14 protein-coding genes are annotated in these 18,911 nt (G+C 67.2%); 5 read left to right on the top strand and 9 right to left on the bottom strand.

The features are described 5' to 3' along the window. Nucleotides 1–27 precede the first annotated feature (27 nt). Nucleotides 28–1,209, bottom strand: coding sequence for a pre-mycofactocin synthase MftD (gene mftD / locus ACIHCL_RS29245; RefSeq protein ID WP_399866509.1), 1,182 nt, complete (start codon nucleotides 1,207–1,209; stop codon nucleotides 28–30). Between the two features lie 302 nt (nucleotides 1,210–1,511). On the opposite strand from mftD, the gene ACIHCL_RS29250 reads away from it, so the two are divergent. Genes ACIHCL_RS29250 through ACIHCL_RS29260 form a run of 3 tightly spaced genes read left to right on the top strand, consistent with a single transcriptional unit; the run spans nucleotide 1,512 to nucleotide 5,149 of the window. Continuing rightward, nucleotides 1,512–2,807 carry a glutamine synthetase family protein gene (locus ACIHCL_RS29250; RefSeq protein ID WP_399866512.1) on the top strand — a complete coding sequence of 432 codons (1,296 nt, stop codon included), beginning with the start codon at nucleotides 1,512–1,514 and terminating at the stop codon, nucleotides 2,805–2,807. Further along, the gene (locus ACIHCL_RS29255) at nucleotides 2,797–3,936 is read left to right on the top strand and encodes an amidohydrolase family protein (RefSeq protein ID WP_399866514.1); all 1,140 of its coding nucleotides are present in this window, start codon (nucleotides 2,797–2,799) and stop codon (nucleotides 3,934–3,936) included. The genes ACIHCL_RS29250 and ACIHCL_RS29255 overlap by 11 nt, the downstream gene beginning before the upstream one ends. Continuing rightward, nucleotides 3,929–5,149 carry a M20 family metallopeptidase gene (locus ACIHCL_RS29260; RefSeq protein WP_399866516.1) on the top strand — a complete coding sequence of 407 codons (1,221 nt, stop codon included), beginning with the start codon at nucleotides 3,929–3,931 and terminating at the stop codon, nucleotides 5,147–5,149. The genes ACIHCL_RS29255 and ACIHCL_RS29260 overlap by 8 nt, the downstream gene beginning before the upstream one ends. A 199-nt stretch (nucleotides 5,150–5,348) precedes the next feature. Here the strand turns inward: ACIHCL_RS29260 and ACIHCL_RS29265 are convergent, their stop codons facing one another. Together ACIHCL_RS29265 and rocD are read right to left on the bottom strand one after the other, a co-directional pair. Next, nucleotides 5,349–6,206 (bottom strand): MurR/RpiR family transcriptional regulator, encoded by an 858-nt coding sequence (locus ACIHCL_RS29265; RefSeq protein WP_399866518.1) that lies wholly within the window; start codon nucleotides 6,204–6,206, stop codon nucleotides 5,349–5,351. A gap of 239 nt (nucleotides 6,207–6,445) precedes the next feature. Further along, a complete protein-coding gene (gene rocD, locus ACIHCL_RS29270; protein WP_399866520.1) occupies nucleotides 6,446–7,723 on the bottom strand; it encodes an ornithine--oxo-acid transaminase in 1,278 nt (425 codons plus the stop codon). A 320-nt stretch (nucleotides 7,724–8,043) separates the two neighbouring features. Here rocD and ACIHCL_RS29275 point away from each other — a divergent pair, with 320 nt between their 5' ends. After that, nucleotides 8,044–9,381, top strand: coding sequence for a M20 family metallopeptidase (locus tag ACIHCL_RS29275; RefSeq protein WP_399866521.1), 1,338 nt, complete (start codon nucleotides 8,044–8,046; stop codon nucleotides 9,379–9,381). Between the two features lie 285 nt (nucleotides 9,382–9,666). Further along, nucleotides 9,667–11,112: a purine-cytosine permease family protein gene (locus tag ACIHCL_RS29280; protein WP_399866524.1), complete on the top strand. Its 1,446-nt coding sequence runs from the start codon at nucleotides 9,667–9,669 to the stop codon at nucleotides 11,110–11,112. Nucleotides 11,113–12,148: 1,036 nt separating this feature from the next. On the opposite strand, the gene ACIHCL_RS29285 is transcribed toward ACIHCL_RS29280, so the two are convergent. From ACIHCL_RS29285 to ACIHCL_RS29310, 6 genes are all read right to left on the bottom strand, one after another. Then, a complete protein-coding gene (locus ACIHCL_RS29285; protein ID WP_399866525.1) occupies nucleotides 12,149–12,955 on the bottom strand; it encodes a class I SAM-dependent methyltransferase in 807 nt (268 codons plus the stop codon). 129 nt (nucleotides 12,956–13,084) lie between these two features. Further along, nucleotides 13,085–14,791, bottom strand: a complete 1,707-nt coding sequence (locus tag ACIHCL_RS29290) for an aldehyde dehydrogenase family protein (RefSeq protein WP_399866528.1) — start codon at nucleotides 14,789–14,791, stop codon at nucleotides 13,085–13,087. 75 nt (nucleotides 14,792–14,866) lie between these two features. Beyond that, nucleotides 14,867–15,748 (bottom strand): alpha/beta fold hydrolase, encoded by an 882-nt coding sequence (locus ACIHCL_RS29295; protein WP_399866529.1) that lies wholly within the window; start codon nucleotides 15,746–15,748, stop codon nucleotides 14,867–14,869. Beyond that, nucleotides 15,700–17,202: a flavin-containing monooxygenase gene (locus ACIHCL_RS29300; RefSeq protein WP_399866531.1), complete on the bottom strand. Its 1,503-nt coding sequence runs from the start codon at nucleotides 17,200–17,202 to the stop codon at nucleotides 15,700–15,702. Before ACIHCL_RS29300 ends, ACIHCL_RS29295 begins: the two co-directional genes overlap by 49 nt. Further along, complete coding sequence (locus ACIHCL_RS29305) at nucleotides 17,199–17,921, bottom strand: HAD family hydrolase (protein ID WP_399866533.1); 723 nt, start codon at nucleotides 17,919–17,921, stop codon at nucleotides 17,199–17,201. The genes ACIHCL_RS29300 and ACIHCL_RS29305 overlap by 4 nt, the downstream gene beginning before the upstream one ends. Next, complete coding sequence (locus ACIHCL_RS29310) at nucleotides 17,921–18,784, bottom strand: SDR family NAD(P)-dependent oxidoreductase (RefSeq protein ID WP_399866536.1); 864 nt, start codon at nucleotides 18,782–18,784, stop codon at nucleotides 17,921–17,923. The genes ACIHCL_RS29305 and ACIHCL_RS29310 overlap by 1 nt, the downstream gene beginning before the upstream one ends. Nucleotides 18,785–18,911: the final 127 nt, after the last annotated feature.

Genomic DNA, 18,911 nt, shown 5'->3' on the forward strand with positions numbered 1-18,911 from the left:
GGAGAAACGTTCGGCGGGCGGGTGCCTTCAGCGGGTGGGAGGTACAAAGAAGTCGCTGTTGAGGACCATCAGGTCCGCGCGCTCCAGGTCCCGGATGCTGGACCGACCGATTCCGTACATGGTCTCGCGGATGCCGCTGCGGAGGATGTCCAACACCGCGTAGGCGCCCGCCTCGCCGGCGCACGCGAGGCCGTAGAGCATCGCACGGCCGACCAGGACCGCCTTCGCGCCGAGGGCCAGCGCCTTGACCACGTCCGAGCCCCGCCGGATGCCACCGTCGACGAGTACGTCCACCTGGTCGCCCACGGCCTCGACGACCGAGGGCAGATACCGCAGCGGCGAGGGGCTGCCGTCGATGTTGTTGCCGCCGTGGTTCGACAGCGAGATGGCGTCGGCTCCGAGGTCCACGCACAGCTTGGCGTCCCGGATGGTGTTGATGCCCTTGACCATGAACGGGCCGCCCCACAGCTCACGCAGCCACTTCACGTCGTCCCAGGTGGGCGGAGGCGTCGCCTCGAACTCGGCCCAGGCCGTGCCGAAGTACGGCACGTTGCCCATACGGTCGAACAGGTTGGGCACCTTCAGTTCGGGAATCCGGCCGCGGCGCAGGTAGCTGCCGAACCAGGCCGGCCGGGACAGGGCCTCCGGGGCGAGGCGCACCATGGTCCTGAGGTCGAGGGAGCTCGGCGGGGCCGGGGGCACGCCCCAGTCGCGGCGCGGTGTGTGCGACCAGTCGAGCGTGACGATCAGCGCCTTGGCGCCGGCCCGGCGCGCGGCCTCGACCCGGGCCTCGATCTGGTCGCGTTTGCCGACCCAGTAGAGCTGGAACATCGTGTTCGGATTGACCGCGGCGACGTCCTCGGCGGAGTCGGAGGCCCAGGAACTCAGTCCGGTCGCGGTGCCGGCGCGGGCCGCGGCGCGGGCCACCCCGACCTCTCCGTCGGGGTGGATGGCCTGGGCGCCCACGGGCGAGACGAGGACGGGGAAGTCGATGTCCATCCCGAGGACGGTGGTGCGCAAGTCGAAGGAGGTCGGGCGGTCGAAGACCGTCGGCGAGAAGCCCAGTTCGCTGAAGGCCCGCAGGTTCTCGTCCAGGGTCCAACCCTGTTCGTTGCCAGCCTTCACGGCCAGCCAGACGGCCTTGGGCAGCTTGCGCTTGGCGAGGCGCTCCGCCTCGGCCAGGTTCTTGAACGGCACTCGGGTCGCCACGTTCGTTCCCTTCGACTGCCCGTCCGGTGGTCCGTGCGGGCGGGGAGGTGTGCCCGGCGTTGGTGGACGGGGCCACACTCGGTTCGGGTATGCCACCGTAGGATGAAATTTAACTTTCGGCAATAGCTGAATATTAAGTTTCTGAAACGTCGATTCCGAACGACCGCTGAAATGACGGTTGCGTGTCGTGCACTCTTGACCATGGATGAAAGATTTGTAACTCTCGATCGAGGTTCCCGCGGCCCTCCCGCGCCCTTGTGGGACCTGCGGCACAAAGGCGCGGTCCGATCGAAGAGGTAGACATGAGTTCTTCATCCACAGTGTTCGTGGCGACCAACGACCTGTCCGGCTTCACCCGGGGGCGTGCCGCACCAGGCAACGCGGCCGAGGGGGTGCTGCGCCGCGGGGTGGGGTGGGTTCCGGCCGATCTCGCGGTGACGGCCTTCGGAAAGATCGCGCCGAACCCGTTCGGCTCGACGGGTGACCTGAAGCTGCTGCCGGCGGAGTCCACCGGCGTCGACATCCCCACCCGCGGAGATGTGCCGGGTGTGCGTCTGTATCTCGCCGACCAGGTGCTGCCGGACGGTACCCCGTGGGACAACTGCCCGCGGACGTTCGCCCGCAGGGCGCTCGACGACCTCCGGCGTGCCACCGGGCTCGAGGTGGTGGCCACCTTCGAGCACGAGTTCATGCTCCCTGGACTCGACAGCAGCGCCCCGTTCTCCTTCGAGCGGTTCCGGTCCGTCGAGCCGTTCGGCAGCGAACTGGTGGCGCTGCTGGCCCGGATGGGACTCGAACCGGAGACGTGGCTGCCGGAGTTCGGCGCCGACCAGTTCGAGATCACCCTGCGCCCCACCGACGGCCTGACCGCCGCGGACCGCGCGGTCATCCTGCGGGAGGTGGTCCGCGACCTCGCGTCCCGGCACGGACACCGGGCCACGTTCGCGCCGCTGCTGCACCCCGACGGCAGCGGCAACGGCGTGCACGTCCACCTCTCCCTGCGCGACGCGCAGACCGGACGCCCGGTCCTCCACGACGAACAGCGCCCCGGCGAGCTCTCCGAGCTGGGCGGCCGGTTCAGCGCCGGCATCCTCCGGCACGCTCGCGCGCTGCTCTCGTTCACGGCGGGCAGCCCCAGCTCGTACCTGCGTCTGGCGCCCCGGCGCTGGAGCTCCGCAGGGGTCTTCCTGGCCGAACGCAACCGGGAGGCCCTGCTGCGGATCTGCCCGACGAGCAGCCTGGGCGGCGGTGTCACGGCCGACCAGTTCAACCTGGAGTACCGCGCCGCGGACGCCACCTCCAACCCGTGGCTGGTCCTCGGCGTACTGGTGAGGGCCGGACTGCACGGGATCGAGGAGAACTACGCGCAGCCGAAGGTGTGGCCCGAGGAGACCGGGGAGTCGGAGCTCGCGGAGGTGCCCTCCCTGCCCCACAGCCTCGACGAAGCCCTCCTCGAACTCGACAAGGACGACGTGGTGTCCGGCTGGTTCTCCGACGAACTGCTGGAGACGCACCGCTCGGTGAAACGGGCCGAACTGGCAGAGGTCTCCGGTCTGGACGACCGGGCCGTGTGCAAGCGGGTCGCCGATGTCTACTGAACTGCGCCGCCACATCGCCACGCTGCCGCTGGTCGACCACCATGTGCACGCCCCGCTCGCCGCGACGGTGAGCCGCGGCCGGTTCGAGACGATGATCACCGAATCCGACCGTCCGATCCCGTCAGGGGTCACCCAGTTCGACTCCCAGATCGGGTTCGCGATCCGACGGCACTGCGCACCGCTGCTCGGCCTGCCCGCCCACGCGCCGGCGGACACGTACTGGAACGCGCGCTGTGGGCGCACCCCGGAGCAGCTGTCGGACCTCTTCCTGACCGAGGCCCGTACCTCCGACTGGCTGCTGGACACCGGTTTCAAGAGCGACGAACTGCTGCCGACGGAGACGCTCGCCGCCCGCATGCCCGCCCGCTTCTCGGAGATCGTGCGCCTGGAGGCCGTCCTTGAGGAGATCGCCGCCACGAGCAGCGCCGCGAGCCTCGCCGACGACTTCCGGACGGCGCTGGCCGAGGCCACCGTGTCGGCGGTCGGCCTGAAGTCGATCATCGCCTACCGGTACGGCTTCGACTTCGCCCCCGCCCGCCCCTCCGCTCAGGAGGTGGAACGGGCGGCCGGCGCCTGGCTGCGCGAGCTGGCGACGGGCGCCCGCGCCCGCGTGAGTGATCCAGTGCTGCTGCGGATGGTCCTGTGGGCGGGCGTGGACACCGGTCTCCCCCTGCAGCTGCACGCCGGGTATGGCGACCCCGACCTGGATCTGCGGCGGTGCGACCCGCTTTTGCTGATGCCCTGGCTCAAGGAGATCGAGGACGCCGGAACCGATGTCGTACTGCTGCACTGTTATCCGTATCAACGCAACGCGGGGTTCCTCGCGCAGGTGTTTCCGCACGTCTACTTCGACGTCGGTCTCGGGGTGAACTACACCGGTGCCGCCTCCACCGCCGTCGTCGCCGAGAGCCTCGAACTGGCCCCCTTCACCAAGGTGCTGTACTCCTCCGACGCCTGGGGGCCGCCCGAGCTGCACCACCTGGGCGCCGTGCTCTGGCGGCGCGGAATGGCCCGGGCGCTCGGCGACTGGGTAGAGGAGGGCGAGTGGGCCGAGGACGAGGCCATCCGGGTCGCCACGATGATCGGTCGTACCAACGCACAGCGCCTCTACGGACTGCCCCGTGACTGACCCCGCCGTGCACGAAGCCCTGTGGGCAGCCCTGGACCGGCACCTGCCTGCTGCACTCGACCTCAGACGCCGGCTGCACCGCGAGCCCGACCTGTCCGGGGACGAGGCGTCGACCCGGGACACGGTGCTGGCCGCGCTGCCGGGGGCCGGTGCGGCGGTCAAGACGGCCGATACCGGTGCCGTACTGCGGATCGGCGGGCCGGGGCCGGCGATCGGCGTGCGCGGGGAGATGGACGCGCTGCCCGTCACCGAGGACACCGGTGTGGACTGGGCTTCGGCCCGGCCGGGTGTCATGCACGCGTGCGGTCATGACACCCACCTCGCCGCACTCGTCGCCGTGGCGGGAGCCCTGGCGGAGACCGGTCCTCCCGTACCGCTGCTCGCGGTGCTGCAGCCGCGCGAGGAGACGTACCCGTCCGGTGCGCGGGACATCGTCGCCAGTGGTCTCGTCGAGTCCGAGCAGTGCGTCGCCATGGTGGGGGCCCATGTCCAGCCCCTGCTCGCCCCCGGCGAGGTGGCGTGCACTCCGGGGGGTGTCAACGGTTCCTCCGACGAGTTCGAGATCGTCGTGCGGGGCAGGCCCGGACATGCGGCGTATCCCCATCTGACGAACGACGCGCTGCTGGCGATGTCCGAGATCGTCGTCGCGCTGCAGAGCGTGGTGAGCCGGTCCGTCGACCCGATGACGCCCGCCGTCCTGGGAGTGTCGTCGTTCTCGGCGGGCAACGCCGCGAACGTGATCGCCGGCTCGGCGCGTGCGACCGGCACCGTACGGGCGCTGGCGTCCTCGACCCGGGAGCTGGTCCACCGCAGGATCACGGAGGTCGCCGAGTCCGTCGCGCGGGCACACGCCTGCACGGCATCGGTGACCATCACCCACGGGGAACCCGTGCTCGACAACGACCCGGCACTGGTCCGGAGCATCGCGCACGAGCTGGACCGCAGGGGGCTCGCCGTCTCCGGGGACCTGCGCTCCCTGGGCTCGGACGACTTCTCGTACTTCTGCGAACGGGTGCCCTCGGTCATGCTGTTCGTCGGCACAAAGACGTCCGAGCCGTTGCACTCCTCGCGCTTCCTGCCCGATGACGAGGACGTACGTGCCCTTGCCGCAGCCCTGCTGGCCGGCTACCTCGGAACGGTTGCCGCCATGGAGAGCCCCGCTGGTGTTTCCGGCGCCCCTGGTGTTTGGGGAACAACGGACGGATGGCCGTGACAGTCCGGGCAGCCCGTCAACTCCACGGCCCGGGGCCGGCCACCGCTGCTTCGCGGGGTCGGCCCCGGGCCGCTCGCGGAGCCGGGCGACTTCGCCGAGTACGGGGCCGACGGCGGGGAGCTCGCTGCCCTGGACGGCGAGTTCGGGTCCTGGGAACAGGGAACGCACGGCCCCGGACAGGAAGTCCAGGGCCGTGCGTTCAGGCGTGCTCGGTGGCCGCCTCGAAGCGTTCCATCCGCTCCCGGCCCGCGCGTCCCGCGGCGTCCGTCACCGCAGCCACCAGGCTCTCGCTCAGTGCCATCGCGGCCACGAGGGAATCGAAAGGCGAGGCGGACTCCACCCGTGCGGGAAGGACCACCTTGGCCAGCTTGGCGATGGGGGAGAGCCAGTTGTCCGTCATCAGGCACACGGTGGCGCCCCGGGCGGCCATCTCCTCGCTGAAACGGAGGCTGGACTCGCTGTAGCGGCGGAAGTCGAGCATCAGCAGGACCGTGCCGGTGCCAGCGTCGGCGAGTGCCCTGCGACGCTGCATTTCCTCAGGGCCAACCACGTCGACGTCCTCGCGCAGCTGCCACAGGTGGATGACCAGGTACTCGGCCAGCAGTCGGCTGAACCGGCCCCCGGTCACCCGTACACTTCGCGCCGGGTCGCTGAGGAGCTTGACGAGGGTGGCGAACTCCGACTCCGGCAGCTCCGCATAAGTGGCGTCCAGCAACTGTGCGAAGGCATGGTGCGTTTCCGGAAGCACGCCCTTCGCGGAGGTCGAGGTCTTCTCGGCGTACTGCTTCAGCGGGGAGCCCGACTCCCCGTTCAACTCGTGGACAAGGCAACGCTGGAAGGCCGGGAATCCGGTGAAGCCGAGCCGGGTGACGAAACGGACCACCGTCGCCGAACTGACCCCCGCACCGCCCGCCAGATCCGCGACGGTGGTCAGGCCGGCCGTGGGGTACTGGGCCAACACCGCCCGGGCGACCTTGCGTTCGCCATTGCTCAGGCCGTCCATGGCGGAGAGCAGTAGCTTCCGAACCGATGCATGCCCCCCCGGTATCGTCTCCATTTTTCAAGGCTACCAAGACTGGGCGCGCACTGAAACATCCGTTACATCCGCCGTACGAGACCGGAACGGGCACAGGAGACCGTACGGGGCGGAAGCGGAACGGCGCACGAGCCGTCCCGGACGTCCGCCCTGGATGTCAGCCCAGAACATCGCGGCGGGCGCGCGGGGTGCGACACCGTGCCCGGCCCGCTGCGTGGGGGACACCACGCCCCCATGCAGCGGACCGGGCCGACGCGTGGTCAGCTCCGCGCCTCGTCGAGGACTCCGGCCAGGGCGTCCACGAGCAAGTCGATCTCGTCCTCGGTCGCCACCAGCGGAGGGGCGAACCGTACGGTCGACCCGTGGGTGTCCTTGGCCAGCACGCCGCGCCGCATGAGGCCCTCGCACGCCTCGCGTCCGGTCATCAGCGCGGGATCGATGTCGACTCCGGCCCACACCCCCCTGACGCGCACCGCCAGCACTCCGGCACCGACCAGTTTCTGCAGGCGGGTGCCCAGTCGCTCGCCCAGGACGCGGGCGCGCTCCTGGTACTCCCCCGTCGACAGCATGGCGACCACCTCATGGCCGATCGCGGCCGCCAGCGGGTTCCCGCCGAACGTCGAGCCGTGGGTACCGGGGGTGATGACGCCGAGCACGTCGTCGTCGGCGGCCACGGCGGATACCGGGTAGAGACCACCGCCCAGGGCCTTGCCGAGTACGTAGATGTCCGGGACCACGCCCTCGTGGTCGCAGGCGAAGGTACGGCCGGTGCGGGCCAGGCCGGACTGGATCTCGTCGGCCACCATCAGCACGTTGCGGCGCGTGCACAGCTCGCGCAGCTCCTTCAGGAATCCGGGCGGCGGGACCACCACGCCGCCCTCGCCCTGCACAGGTTCAAAGAGGACGGCGACCACCGTGTCGTCGATCGCGTTGGCGACCGCCTGGACGTCGCCGTAGGGCACCTGCACGAACCCGGGCGTGAAGGGCCCGTAGTGGTCGGTGGCGACCGGGTCGTCGGAGAAGCTGACGACCGTGGTCGTCCTCCCGTGGAAGTTGCCGCTCATCGTGATGACGGTGGCCCGGCCGGCCTCCACGCCCTTCATGGTGTAGCCCCACTTGCGGCTCACCTTGATGGCCGTCTCGACCGCCTCGGCGCCGCTGTTCATCGGCAGGACACGGTCCTTCCCGGTGAGCCGGGCGAGCGCCTCGGCGAATGGGCCGAGCTGGTCGTTGTAGAAGGCCCGGCTGGTGAGGGCGAGCCGGTCGAGCTGCTCGTGGGCGCGCTGGATCAGGCGCGGCGGGCGGTGGCCGAAGTTCAGGGCGGAGTAGCCCGCCAGGCAGTCGAGGTATCGGCGTCCGTCCACGTCGGTCACCCAGGCGCCGTCCCCTGAGGAGAGAACGACGGGCAGCGGATGGTAGTTGCGCGCCGCGAAGCGCTCCGTCTGCTCGACATGCTCCCGCGCGCTGTGCGAAGGAGCCTGCGCGAACGTCCGCCCCACGTGTTCGACGCTTCCGCGGCCCTCATCGTTCTGGTTCATCCCGGCCCACGCCTTCCTGGCCGCCCGGCGTTCGGGCTGCCGAAATTATAGATTCACACACTCCACTCAAGACCTAACATGAAAAATTTGTTTCATCAAGGGTGGGGGTGGGTGGAGTGCGCTGCGTTCCCGGAGGTCCGGGTGTGACCCCGATGCGACTCCGCGCGCGACTCTTCGGCGATCTCGACGTGTAACGCAAATTTCGAGATTGGCTATTGACGCATGAATCCAATCACATGTTTCATTCTGGCCAAGCGGCGAGGCCCGGCACCGAGACGGTGGCGGGCATCGCACCATCCGAGTGCGCCAGTGGAGGCGTTGTGAGCTCGCCCGAAGAGACTTCCCAGCTGAACCACTTGATGTCCGTCGTTGATGGGCTGCGCGACGAGATGACGGCGAGCCTGCAGGAGCTCGTTCGGATCCCGTCCGTGAGCCCGAAATATCCAGGAATCGAGTACAAGGAACATGTCGGCCGGGAAGGTGAGGCCACCGCGCTGCTCAGCGACCTCTACCGCCGTGCCGGGGCGTCCGTGGATGTCTTCGCCGTGGAGGAGGGACGCGACAACGCCGTCGGCCGGATCGTCGGCAAGGGCGAGGGAAACTCGCTGATCTTCAACGGTCATGTGGACGTCGTCCCCGGCGGAGATCCGGCCGAGTGGACCAAGGCCCTGCCGTTCTCCGGCGAAGTGATCGGTTCCCGGATGTACGGCCGCGGGACCACCGACCAGAAGTCCGGGCTCGTCGCTCAGGCCTATGCCGCGATCGCCCTGCGCGAGGCCGGGATCGAGCTCGGTGGAGAGCTGCAGTTGCAGTGCGTGGTCGGTGAGGAGACCGGTGATCACGCCTGCGGGACCGGCGCGGTGGTTGAGCGCGGGTACGTCGCGGATGCCGCGGTCGTCTCGGAGCCGAGCGCGCCGCCCACACCGCTGTCGATCGTGGTCGCCAGCCCCGGACTGTTGTGGTTCTCGGTCACGGTCGAGGGCAAGAAGGTGCACGGTTCCATGCGGGGCGCCACCATCCACCCCACCCAGTCCGGCGACTCGATCGGCGTGAACGCCATCGACAAGGTCTTCCTCCTCTACCAGGCGCTGCGTGCGCTCGAGGACGAATGGGCCCAGACTCAGCGGCACGACCTCTGGTACAACGGCCACTTCTCCTTGCTGCCCGGTGCCATGCGCGGCGGCCCCGGCGAACTGACCGTCCCGTTCGCCCTGTCCGACTCGGCCACCATCGAGTACGGGGTCATGTATCACCCCGAGCGCTCCGCCGAGGACGTGATGGCCGAGATCCAGGCCGTCATCGACCGTGCGGCGGACGCCGATCCGTGGCTCCGCAACCACCGCCCGCGCTGTGAGTGGAAGCTCAACTGGGACCCGTTCGTCACCTCGCCCGACGACACCATCAGTCAGGCCGTCGCCGGTGCATACCGGGCCGCGGCCCAGGGCACCGACTTCTCCGACCAGCCCTCCTACACCGGGCTCTACGGTGTGTGCGACGCGACCGTGTTCACCCGGACCGGTGTGCCGTCCGTCGTCTTCGGCCCCGGTGACCTGCGCGTCGCCCACGGCAACGACGAATACGTCGACCTCGACGAGGTCTGGCTCGCGGCCCGCACCTACGCCGTCCTCGCCACCCGCTGGTGCGGCACCGCGTCCTGACCCGGGCGCCCCCTCTTTTTCCTCGCCGGGCGGCATCCCCGCCCGTGTGCGGTGCCTCTCTTCCTCGCACGGGCGGCGTCTACGCCCGTGCGAGGCACTTCCCCTCCTCGCCCGGACGTGTCCATGCCCGTGCCCGTGCGAGGCACTGCGGACGGGCGGTTTCCGGCGCCTGTGCCCAACGCCGAGGCGAACAGCCCACTCCCCTGAGGCGTCGCTCGCCGTCCTCCCTCCGCCTTTCTCCCCCTTACCTCCGTCTTCCCCATCGCCCGGATCAGAGGCCCCCTCATGTCCACTGACATTCCACGCAGACCAGGCTCCGAAGGCAACGCACCGGAGTCCTACCGCCAGCCGACGGGAGTGGAGCAGTACGGCGTCGAACCCGTGCCGGACGACCAGCGGACCGTGCGCTGGTACGACCTGTTCCAGATCATCTTCAACGTGATGCTCAACCCCGGCCTGATCCTCATGGGAGGACTCGCGATCCTGACGGGGCTCTCGTTCTGGGCCGCGGTCACTGCCCAAGTACTGGGCATCCTCATCGCCTTCATCGCCTACACCGTCATGGCCACGGTCGGCGTCGACTACGGCCTGCCCGGGATCGTGTCGACCCGGGCATTCCTCGGCATCGAAGCCTCCCGCTGGATCGTCTCCGTACTGCGCACCATCAGTTCGGCCTTCTGGTTCGCCTTCCAGACCCTGGCCGGCGCCATGGGCATCCTGGCCGTCATCGATGCCTGGCTCGGGGTGAAGCTGTCGCTCATCGGCGTCAGCATCGTCTTCGCGGTCCTCCAGGCCTCCGTCGCCCTCTTCGGATACAAGTTCCTCAAGGGGCTGTCGCAGATCGCCTTCCCGGTCAAGCTCGTGATCCTCGGGTACCTCTTCTGGCTGATGGCCACCCACCAGGCGCCGGGATTCGCGCCCGGTGAGGTCTTCTCCTACTCCGGTTCGGTCGGCTGGAAGTGGGCGGTGTTCGCGGCATGGGTGAACGCCATCGCGGCGGCGTGGTTCAGCCAGGTGACGGACGCGGCCGACTACTGCCGCTACTCCAAGTCCCGCAAGGACATGTGGACCGGCACCATGGCCGCCGCGCTGATCGGTACGGTCGGAGCCACCATCTTCGGCGCCTACGCCGCCGCTGCGACCGGCGGCAAGACGGCCAACGCCTTCGAGGTGATCCCCGGCCTCGGCGTCGGCTCGGTCACACTGATCCTCGTCCTGATCGTGCTGGTCCTTGACAACTGGACGATCAACGTGATGAACGTCTACACGGGCGGCCTGGCGCTGGCCAACCTCGCCACCCGGCTGGGGCGCTTCTGGTCGACCCTGGTGGTCGCCGCCGCAGGAACGGCACTGGCCGCCTTCCCCTCGCTCATCGACCAGTTCAGCGACTACATGTCGGTCATGGGAAACTTCTTCGCCCCCATCATCGGCGTGATCCTGGCCGACTACGTCTTCATCAAGCGGGGCCGCATCGACGTACCGGCCCTCTTTGACCCGCACGGTCCCTACCGCTACACCGGCGGCGTGAACGTCCTCGCCGTCGGCTGGGCGGTGATCGGCGCCGCCGTCTTCTTCGCCGTGCCCGAATCAGCGATGCCGATTCCCCTTGTGGCGCTCGGCAGTGGTGTCGGCTACGTGTTCACGGCCAGGATGTTCTCGTCATGGCAGGGCGACTCCGTGCCCCGCGTGGACGCACCCGGTGAACGCGCGCAGCCCGCGGTCAAGGCCTGACCGGCCGTCGAGCCCAATCCGGCCCCGACCTTTGGTGACGGAGCCCCGCCCTCGGCCCAGCCTCGGGTTCTAGTGGTTGTCGCAACACCCCAGTTCAAGGGGTGCGATGGACTTCGAGATCCGCAAGGTCCGGACGGCTCAGGGCCAAGGAAGCTCCGTGCTGAGCGGGAGGAATACTTCCGGCTCGTGAAAGCGGGCTACAGCAACAGGGAAGCGTCTCGGACCGTCGGTGTGCATGAGCGGACCGGCCGTGAGCGGCGCACAGGAAGAATCGCCGCCCCTGCGGCATGTACGCGCTGTCCCACGTAGACCAGGGGACACCGACTCAGGTGTCTCGATCCTGCCTGCGACGAGACGCGTTGGCGGTGCTTTTCCCGATGTGTGGTCGGGAAAAGCACAACCGACTTGACTCTGTCAGGGGTGCGGCGGTGGGCATTGGACTCGCGCTTGTTGGCTACGAGGCGGGCGAGGTTCTCCGGCGAGCGCACCCACGTAGCTGGATCGGTCGTGCGACCCTCCAGCAGTTCCGGCATCGCAGCCTGCTGGCCGGCGTAGACAGCGGCGGCCCGCTGCACCGGGGTGAGCGAGGCGTCCGGGCAACATCTCTGCGATACGGGAGGCACGACGCCCGGCCGCCCTCCAGGACCCGGATGTCTCCGAGACCGCAGTGGAGCTGCGGGCCGAACCCGCAGAGACCCCGGGCACGGTGTTCGGGACGTGAATGACCGGAACGCTGCGGTGGTGCTGCGGATCCAGCCACAGAAACGCCCTGCAGGGCCCGGGGCGCAGCTCGCCGCACGCGCGAGTCCGTGAACAGCAAAAACACAACCGGTGCCATGAGAAGCAGAAGGTACATGCGTCAAGCGCGCGTGTTGCCATGAGAGTTGACACAGCTCCAGGTCTGTCAGCCCATCACCAGGCCACAGGGTACGACGCCTCCTTCTCACCCGATCCGCAGCACTCCAGCTCACACACCCGCCGGCGTTGGCCGTCTGCCAGGGTGAGGCCGATCCGGCCTGCCTCACGTGGCATGCCGTCAGACAGGGCGACGTGCCCTGACGGAGATCAAGACCAGACTGATGTCCATGAAGGCCGGATCGTTGAAGGAGTCGATGCCCGCCTGCCACTCTTCCTGCGAGAGGAGTCCTGCGGATATCAGAGGAGTGCGCATCTGGTTGATCATAAACGTCCAGTGGCGGTCACCCGCACCCCCCTGCCCGCACTGCATTATCCGGGCGGAGGCGGACAGGTCGGCCAGGCCGTTCCGCAGGGCCAGACCGGGCAGGGACCTCGACCACCGCAAGTCCGCGCCGTGCCTTCCCAAGAGAGTTCTGACGGCTCGGGTCATTTTACTGAACTCCGGGTAGGGCGATTCGCGATCATCGATGATCACGGGTTCCTCGGTCACGAGCCATCCACCAGGAGCGAGCCACTGAGCGGCGCGCCGATAGATCTCCTCCCGCTGGGGGAGGTGAAAGAGCAGCATACGTGTGTGGATCAGGTCGAAGGACTGCGGAGCGAAGTCGCACTCGAAGACGTCCTGCTCACTGATCGTGAGGTTGCGGAAGGCCCCCTGGTCGAGGAAGCGGGTGTCCAGGTCGACGGCGGTGGTGCGCCCCTCAGGGCACATCTTGGCGAGCCAGTACGCGATCGATCCGGCGCCTGCCCCCAGCTCCAGACAGCGCCAGTCCGGCTGCACCGTGCAGTCGGAGAGCAGGCCAATGGTCTCGGGATCCAGCGCGTCCTCCAGGCGGCGAAGCCTCTCGTGTTCGCTGTGCACCTGATGACCGATCGAACTCTCGTTGTACCCGTACGCGGGGTTTTGCAGCTGGTTGCTGGTCATCGTTCAGTGCTCCTTGCGTGTCGCGGCAGTCGGGTATGGCAATGCAGAAGTCATCTGATTTGGTGAGTCTGCGGTAGCAGATGAGGGTGCAGGCGATGCTGATGAAGGGGAGAAGTGCTCGGCCCTGCGTCAGCTCCTGAGCGCGGAGAAGACGAGAGCCGGCAAGCGCCGGGCCTGCGGTGCGGCGACGAAGTGGGTGAGTCGTTCAAGAGTCGCGCGCCCGGTGCGACTCGTGGCGAAGTACGGCGGGCGAGGTGAGAGCGACGGAGAACCGGCGAAGAGGCCACGTGGGGCCGGTGCGAAGGGTGCGCGGAGCACGGTCTTCTCAATCTCTCCCAGCATGAAGGCGTTGTGCACGAATCCGGTGCCGCTGCCGACTGCCTGTCGGGTGTGGCCGGGGTAGGCGCCCCAGGGGGTGTAACCGAGTAGGAACCCCACCCCTGGCCAGCAGTTGATGCCCAGGGTCCCGTAGCGCAGCGCGGCGACGGCGTCCCGGACGGCGGGGTATGCCGCCTTTTCCGTCCGGGGGTGGACGAGGACTGTGGCGCCCAGCGTCCCGGGCAGGACGTCGTTGGCGAAGTCGATCGCGCGGCGGAGAAACTCGCGCGGACTGTCGCCAGGAAGTTCGACCACCCCCAGGGCGCCGGCGAAGATCTCGGCCGTGATGAGCGGATCGTTCTGGTCGTGCAGTTCCGATACCAGGACGAGGCCTGTGGTACCGAGGATCTCGGCCTCCGGGTGGCGGGCCAGGACTTCCGCCAGCCGGTTCTCGGTACCGGGGTAGTAGCCGGCACGCGTCGGAAGCGCACGTGCGAGAAGGCGGATCTCGTCCAGCAGCCGCTGGGACCCGGTCCAGCCGGACGGCACGATGAGAACCTGACTGGCGACGCAGTTGTGGCCCGAGTTGTTCATCTTGCTGGTGACGATGTGCTCGGCCTGGAAACGGAAGTCCGCGTCACTCCAGTCTCCGGGTACGACGATGACGGGGCTGACTCCGCCCAGTTCGCTGGTGAAAGGCTTGGTGACCAAGGGAGTGTCTTCGCGGCGCCGTTGCTCGGCCAAACCGTCGGTGCCCCACACAAGGGCGTCGTGAGTGCGGTCGCTTCCTGTCACGTGAATGGAGTCCACACCCGGATGTGTGGTGAGGTACGCGCCCTCCGCCTCGCCTCCGTCGACGAACCGCAGCCAGTCGCGCTCGACGAACTCGCTGAAGATCTGCTCAAGGTGGGGCCGAAGGTAGGCGTTGACCGGGTGTGTCTTCGCCACGGCGACCTGACCATCGGTGTAGAGCTTGTGGAGAACGTCGAGCGCGGTGATGGAGGCGACATTGCCGCCTCCGAGTACCAATGCGACGCCAGGCGGGCTCGCACCGCCACGGTATTCCTTTGCCGCGCCAGCCCGAACACTCTCGGGCGTGGCGCCCTCCTGCATCTGCACCTCGGCACGATGCCCGTTGAGCAGGATTCGGTCCCACCCCGTGGCGGGGAAGACATCGACCGCGATGCGTCCGTCACGGATGCGCACCGCGTGGGACTCCACCGGGTCCCTTCCCTTTGCGATACGACTCAGCACCTCAAGGCGGGCTTTGACGCCCTGGAGCAGGGCCCAAGGGCCGCCGGCCCAGTCCTCGGCCGCCCACGGGGAGTCCGGGGCGTAGCCCTTCGCGCGGGCTGCCACCGCGACCATGTCCGAGGCCACACTGAGAATCCTCGGTACGAGTCGTTCGAGCAGGGCAATGCGTTCCTCGAGCGGAGTGGCAGCCCATGAAGGGGCGTGTCGCCGCAGTGCGTCCACGGCCTCGTCCATGACTGCCGCGCCCGGAACAATCTTATCCACGACAGGCCGCCTCCCGAGCGCACACCCGTTTTCCCAAATATTCATTCTCGGCCGGAGTTGGCACGGGGAGCAGTATCATTTCCCCTCCTTGCACAACGTGTCCAGGAATTTCTGGATCTCTCTGCTCAATTCTTCCGGGCATTCGAGAGGCAGGAGATGGCCGGCGCGAGGGATCATGGCCAACCGGGCGGACGGGAGCTCTTCGGAGAGTAGCCTCATATATTTACGCGAAGCTATTCTGTCACCCTCCCCTGCCGCTATCAGGACCGGAACCCTCCTCATGGCGGCGAGATTCGGCAGCGAGAACCTGGAGAGCAGTCCGAGCATGACGCTCAGCGTGTACGGCGGAGTGCTCGAAAGCATGGTCGAGAACTTGTATCGAGCATCCCTGGAAGCGTCAGCCCCGTAGAGGGGCCACCGCCAAGTACCGATCACCCTTATTGCCTTCATCGCACCGCGTGCCATGAATCGGCCAAAATATCCGCAGCGCTCATTCCTCAGAGCGATGCTGGGCAGAGAAAGCAGAGCCCGTTCCAGGAGGCGTCCTGGATACCCGCTCACCGAGCAGCGGAGATCCGCGCGGGATGTACTGACCAGGACCACGCCGACGATCTCCGATTCCGAACCGAACAGCGTCGGCTCAAGAGCGGCAAGCGTGAGGATGGCGACACCTCCGGCCGAGTGTCCGACGAGAACGACAGGACCCGGCACGGGGGAACTCCGGACGATGGCACCGAGATCTCCCGCGAGCCGATCGAGTGTGAGCTCCTCGTTTCCCAATGGGGTTTTCCCGTGTCCACGTTGGTCATAGGCGTATGACTCGTACCAGGCCAGGAGACTGCGGACTTCACCCCAGCATGTCCCGTCAGCACCCAGTCCATGAACGAAAAGCAGGGAAGGTTTCGGAGTCATGAGCCGCGCTCGCTTCCTGACCCGGATTTGCTGGATTCTCCGCATTGCCGGACATCGAAGTGTGAAAGCTGAATCCGTGACAGCATTTTATGATGCGCCCTCACCGTCCAGGGCCAGACCATCAGACCCCCCTGGGAATCGTGGTACCAGGATGTACACCCGGACGAGAAGGCCGTACCCGGCATGCCACTCCGCAGAAGTTTGTTGAATTTGTCCGAGGCTTCCTGGGTGGGGGACATCTCCGCAACGGCACCGGATTTGAAGAGTTCGATCCAGCGAAGGACGTAATCTGACTGCGTCTCGGCGATGCGCATGACCGACTCGCTTGAGAACGGACTGTTCGGGCCGATGAGCATGAAGAAATTCGGGAAGCCCGGCAGTGCGACCGTCCGATAGGCCTTGGGGCCGTCGGACCAGAAATCTTCAAGCGTTCTTCCGGATTTTCCTACTATTTTCATCGAACGCATGAAGGTATCTGCACGAAACCCCGTGGCGAAAACGATGACATCTGTTTCCCTTTCCACACCGTCACGGGTCAAGATCCCCCGTTCCGTGATTCTATCGATCTCCTCACCGATTACTGTGACGTTTTCCTGCTGCACGGCCCGGTAGAACCCGGAAGCCGCCACCAACCGCTTGCACATTGGGTTGTCCGGAGGTGTGAGAAGTCGCCGCAACTCCTTGGAACGGACCCGTCTGAGAGACAGTCGACAGACCCCCGCGATCAGTCTCCGCTGCCATCCTGCTCTGACCACTGCCGCACTTATCGTTCCCTGGAAGACCACCCGCCAGAAGCGATCTGCGAGCCGGCTGAAGCCCGGCACCACGCGATGAAGTCTCTTCGCGATCGCGGAGTACCGTTGCGCGGGCTTCGGGAAGACCCACTGCGCGGTGCGCTGGAACAGATAGAGGTGCTCGGTCTCTGCGGCAAGTGCGCAGGTCATCTGCGTTCCTGTCGCCCCCGTGCCGATGATCGCGACGCGCTTCCCTCGTGTGTCCACCCCGCTTTCCCATTGAGCGGAGTGCATCATGACCCCCCGGTAGGCGCTCCTCCCTTCCAACTCGGGCAGGGCTGGCTGCACGAGCAGCCCTGTGGCACATATCAGGAAGTCCCAACGCGACTCCTCGCCCCGGGACGTCCTTACTCTCCACTCCCCTGCGGTAAACCGGGCCTCTACCACCTCTTCCCCCAGTCTCAGGTGAGGGCCGATTCCGTACATTTCCACCACTCTATTGAGGTATGAGAGGATCTCATCCCCTCGGGCGAAATAGGAATCCCAGTCAGGGTTCGGTGCGAACGAGAAGGAGTAGATCCTGCTCGGGACGTCACATGAAACACCCGGATAGACGTTTTCTCGCCACACTCCCCCCACGGCCTTTCCTCTGTCGTATACGACAAAGTCGTCGATTCCGGCCTGCTTGAGCTTGACCGCGAGGCAGATCCCGGAGACCCCGGCGCCGATGATCGCAATCCGGGCCTTTCGCCGACTTCTCGTCACTTTCGCCCTCCAACGGCGCGCGCTGACGCCGTCAGTGATGTCGACAGCAGCTCCCGAGTCTGCTCCAGCACGGTTTGACGATTCGCCTGGCGGATTCCGAACCACTCGGCGGCCTCACGAATATGAGGGTGCGGCTCGAACAGCAGCGAAAATCCGGCGCGGTTCAGCACCTCGATGTCCGGCCAGGAGTTTCCCAGCGCGTACGCGACACTCCAGTCCACCGTCCTGGGCTGCACCGCCTCCTCCAGTACAGCCCTTTTTCCTCCCGGCAGCGCAGGAGCCAGTTCGATATGGCCGGTGTACTGGCCCTCGGCGCGCACGAGTCGAGTTCCGCTCCCGGCATGGACACCGAGGTCCCGGGCGACCAGACGCACGATCTCGTCCGGACTCCCGGAGACGAGAAGCGTGCGATACCCGGCCAGATGGAGTGTGTCGATCAGTGGCTTCGTATGGGGGTAGACGGATACCTTCTCGCGCTGCCACACCTCCTCCGCCAGCTCCTGTATCGCCGACTCGGGCAGGCCGGCCAGCGTCTGAGCGTATTTTTCGTAGAGCGCGTACATGCCCGTGACGGAGCTCCGGGCATCCTGGTAAAGGCGGCCGAGGTCCTTCATCGCCGCAGGGTTTATGAGCTTCGTGGCACGTTGGGATCCGAGCATGGCCATCCCCAGCGCGGTGGGCGTGAGTGTGCCGTCCATATCCAGTAGCGCGATCTTCATCAGAGTTCCCGTCTCCCGGTGCGCTGGCCCCTCACCATCGAATAGTCACGCCTCGACTCACCGCTGAGCTGGGCGAGCCACCTCAGTTTTTCCGGCGCGAGCGTGTGAAAAGCCGCGACGTACGGCACGTAGGCGGGGACGTTCACCACAGGACGTGGTCGAACCAGGGACTTGGCGATACTCCGTGCGACCTGCTCCGGTGTCGCTGCCGGGAAGATGTCGCTGAGCCGCGACATTCTCCGGGAGGACACGTGACGGAAAAAATTCGTACCAGCCACCGCTCCGGGGCGCACTAGCGTCACATCGACGGGGGTAGAGGCGAGTTCCAGGCGCAGTATCTGGCTGTACGCCTCCGCTGCTGCCTTGGCCGCGGCGTACGCTGCAGCGGGGCCGCGGACGTAGACGCTCCCTGCCAGCGATCCCATCGTGATGATCTGCCCGCCTCCGCCGGCAAGCATCAAAGGGACCACCGCGCGGGTCGCGTGCACCATAGCGTCGAAGCTGGTCCGCATGGTGCGTTCGATGTCGTCATCACTCATGTCGGCGTCGTCTACCCAGCGGCTGTACGCCGCATTGTTCACGAGTACGTCAACACGCCCATGGTGGCTGTGCGAAGCGGATATCCACGCCTCCAGGGCTTGCCGGTCGGTTACGTCCACCTGCTCGAAGCGGAAGGATCCGGACGATGCCGTGGAGCGCGCAGCCTCGATGTGACTCCTCGATATGTCACAGACGTGGACCATCGCGCCATGCTCGGCTAGCAGGCGTGCCACGGCCCAACCGATGCCTTGGGCACCTCCGGTGACGAGGCAGGCCGCGCCGGTCAGGCGGTCACGCAGGGTCTTGTTCAGCCGGGATGCCATCTCCGCTCCTTCAGTCGGACCTTGGGGACGGGCGGCCAGGTTCCGGGCAACCGCTGTCCTGCTTGCTGGTAGTTGTGGCTCGCCCCGGTCATCGATCGGAGACGGGGCCGGTACGGGACGTCGGCTC

Origin of the sequence: Streptomyces sp. NPDC052042, assembly GCF_044548345.1 — a bacterium.
Taxonomy (GTDB): domain Bacteria; phylum Actinomycetota; class Actinomycetes; order Streptomycetales; family Streptomycetaceae; genus Streptomyces.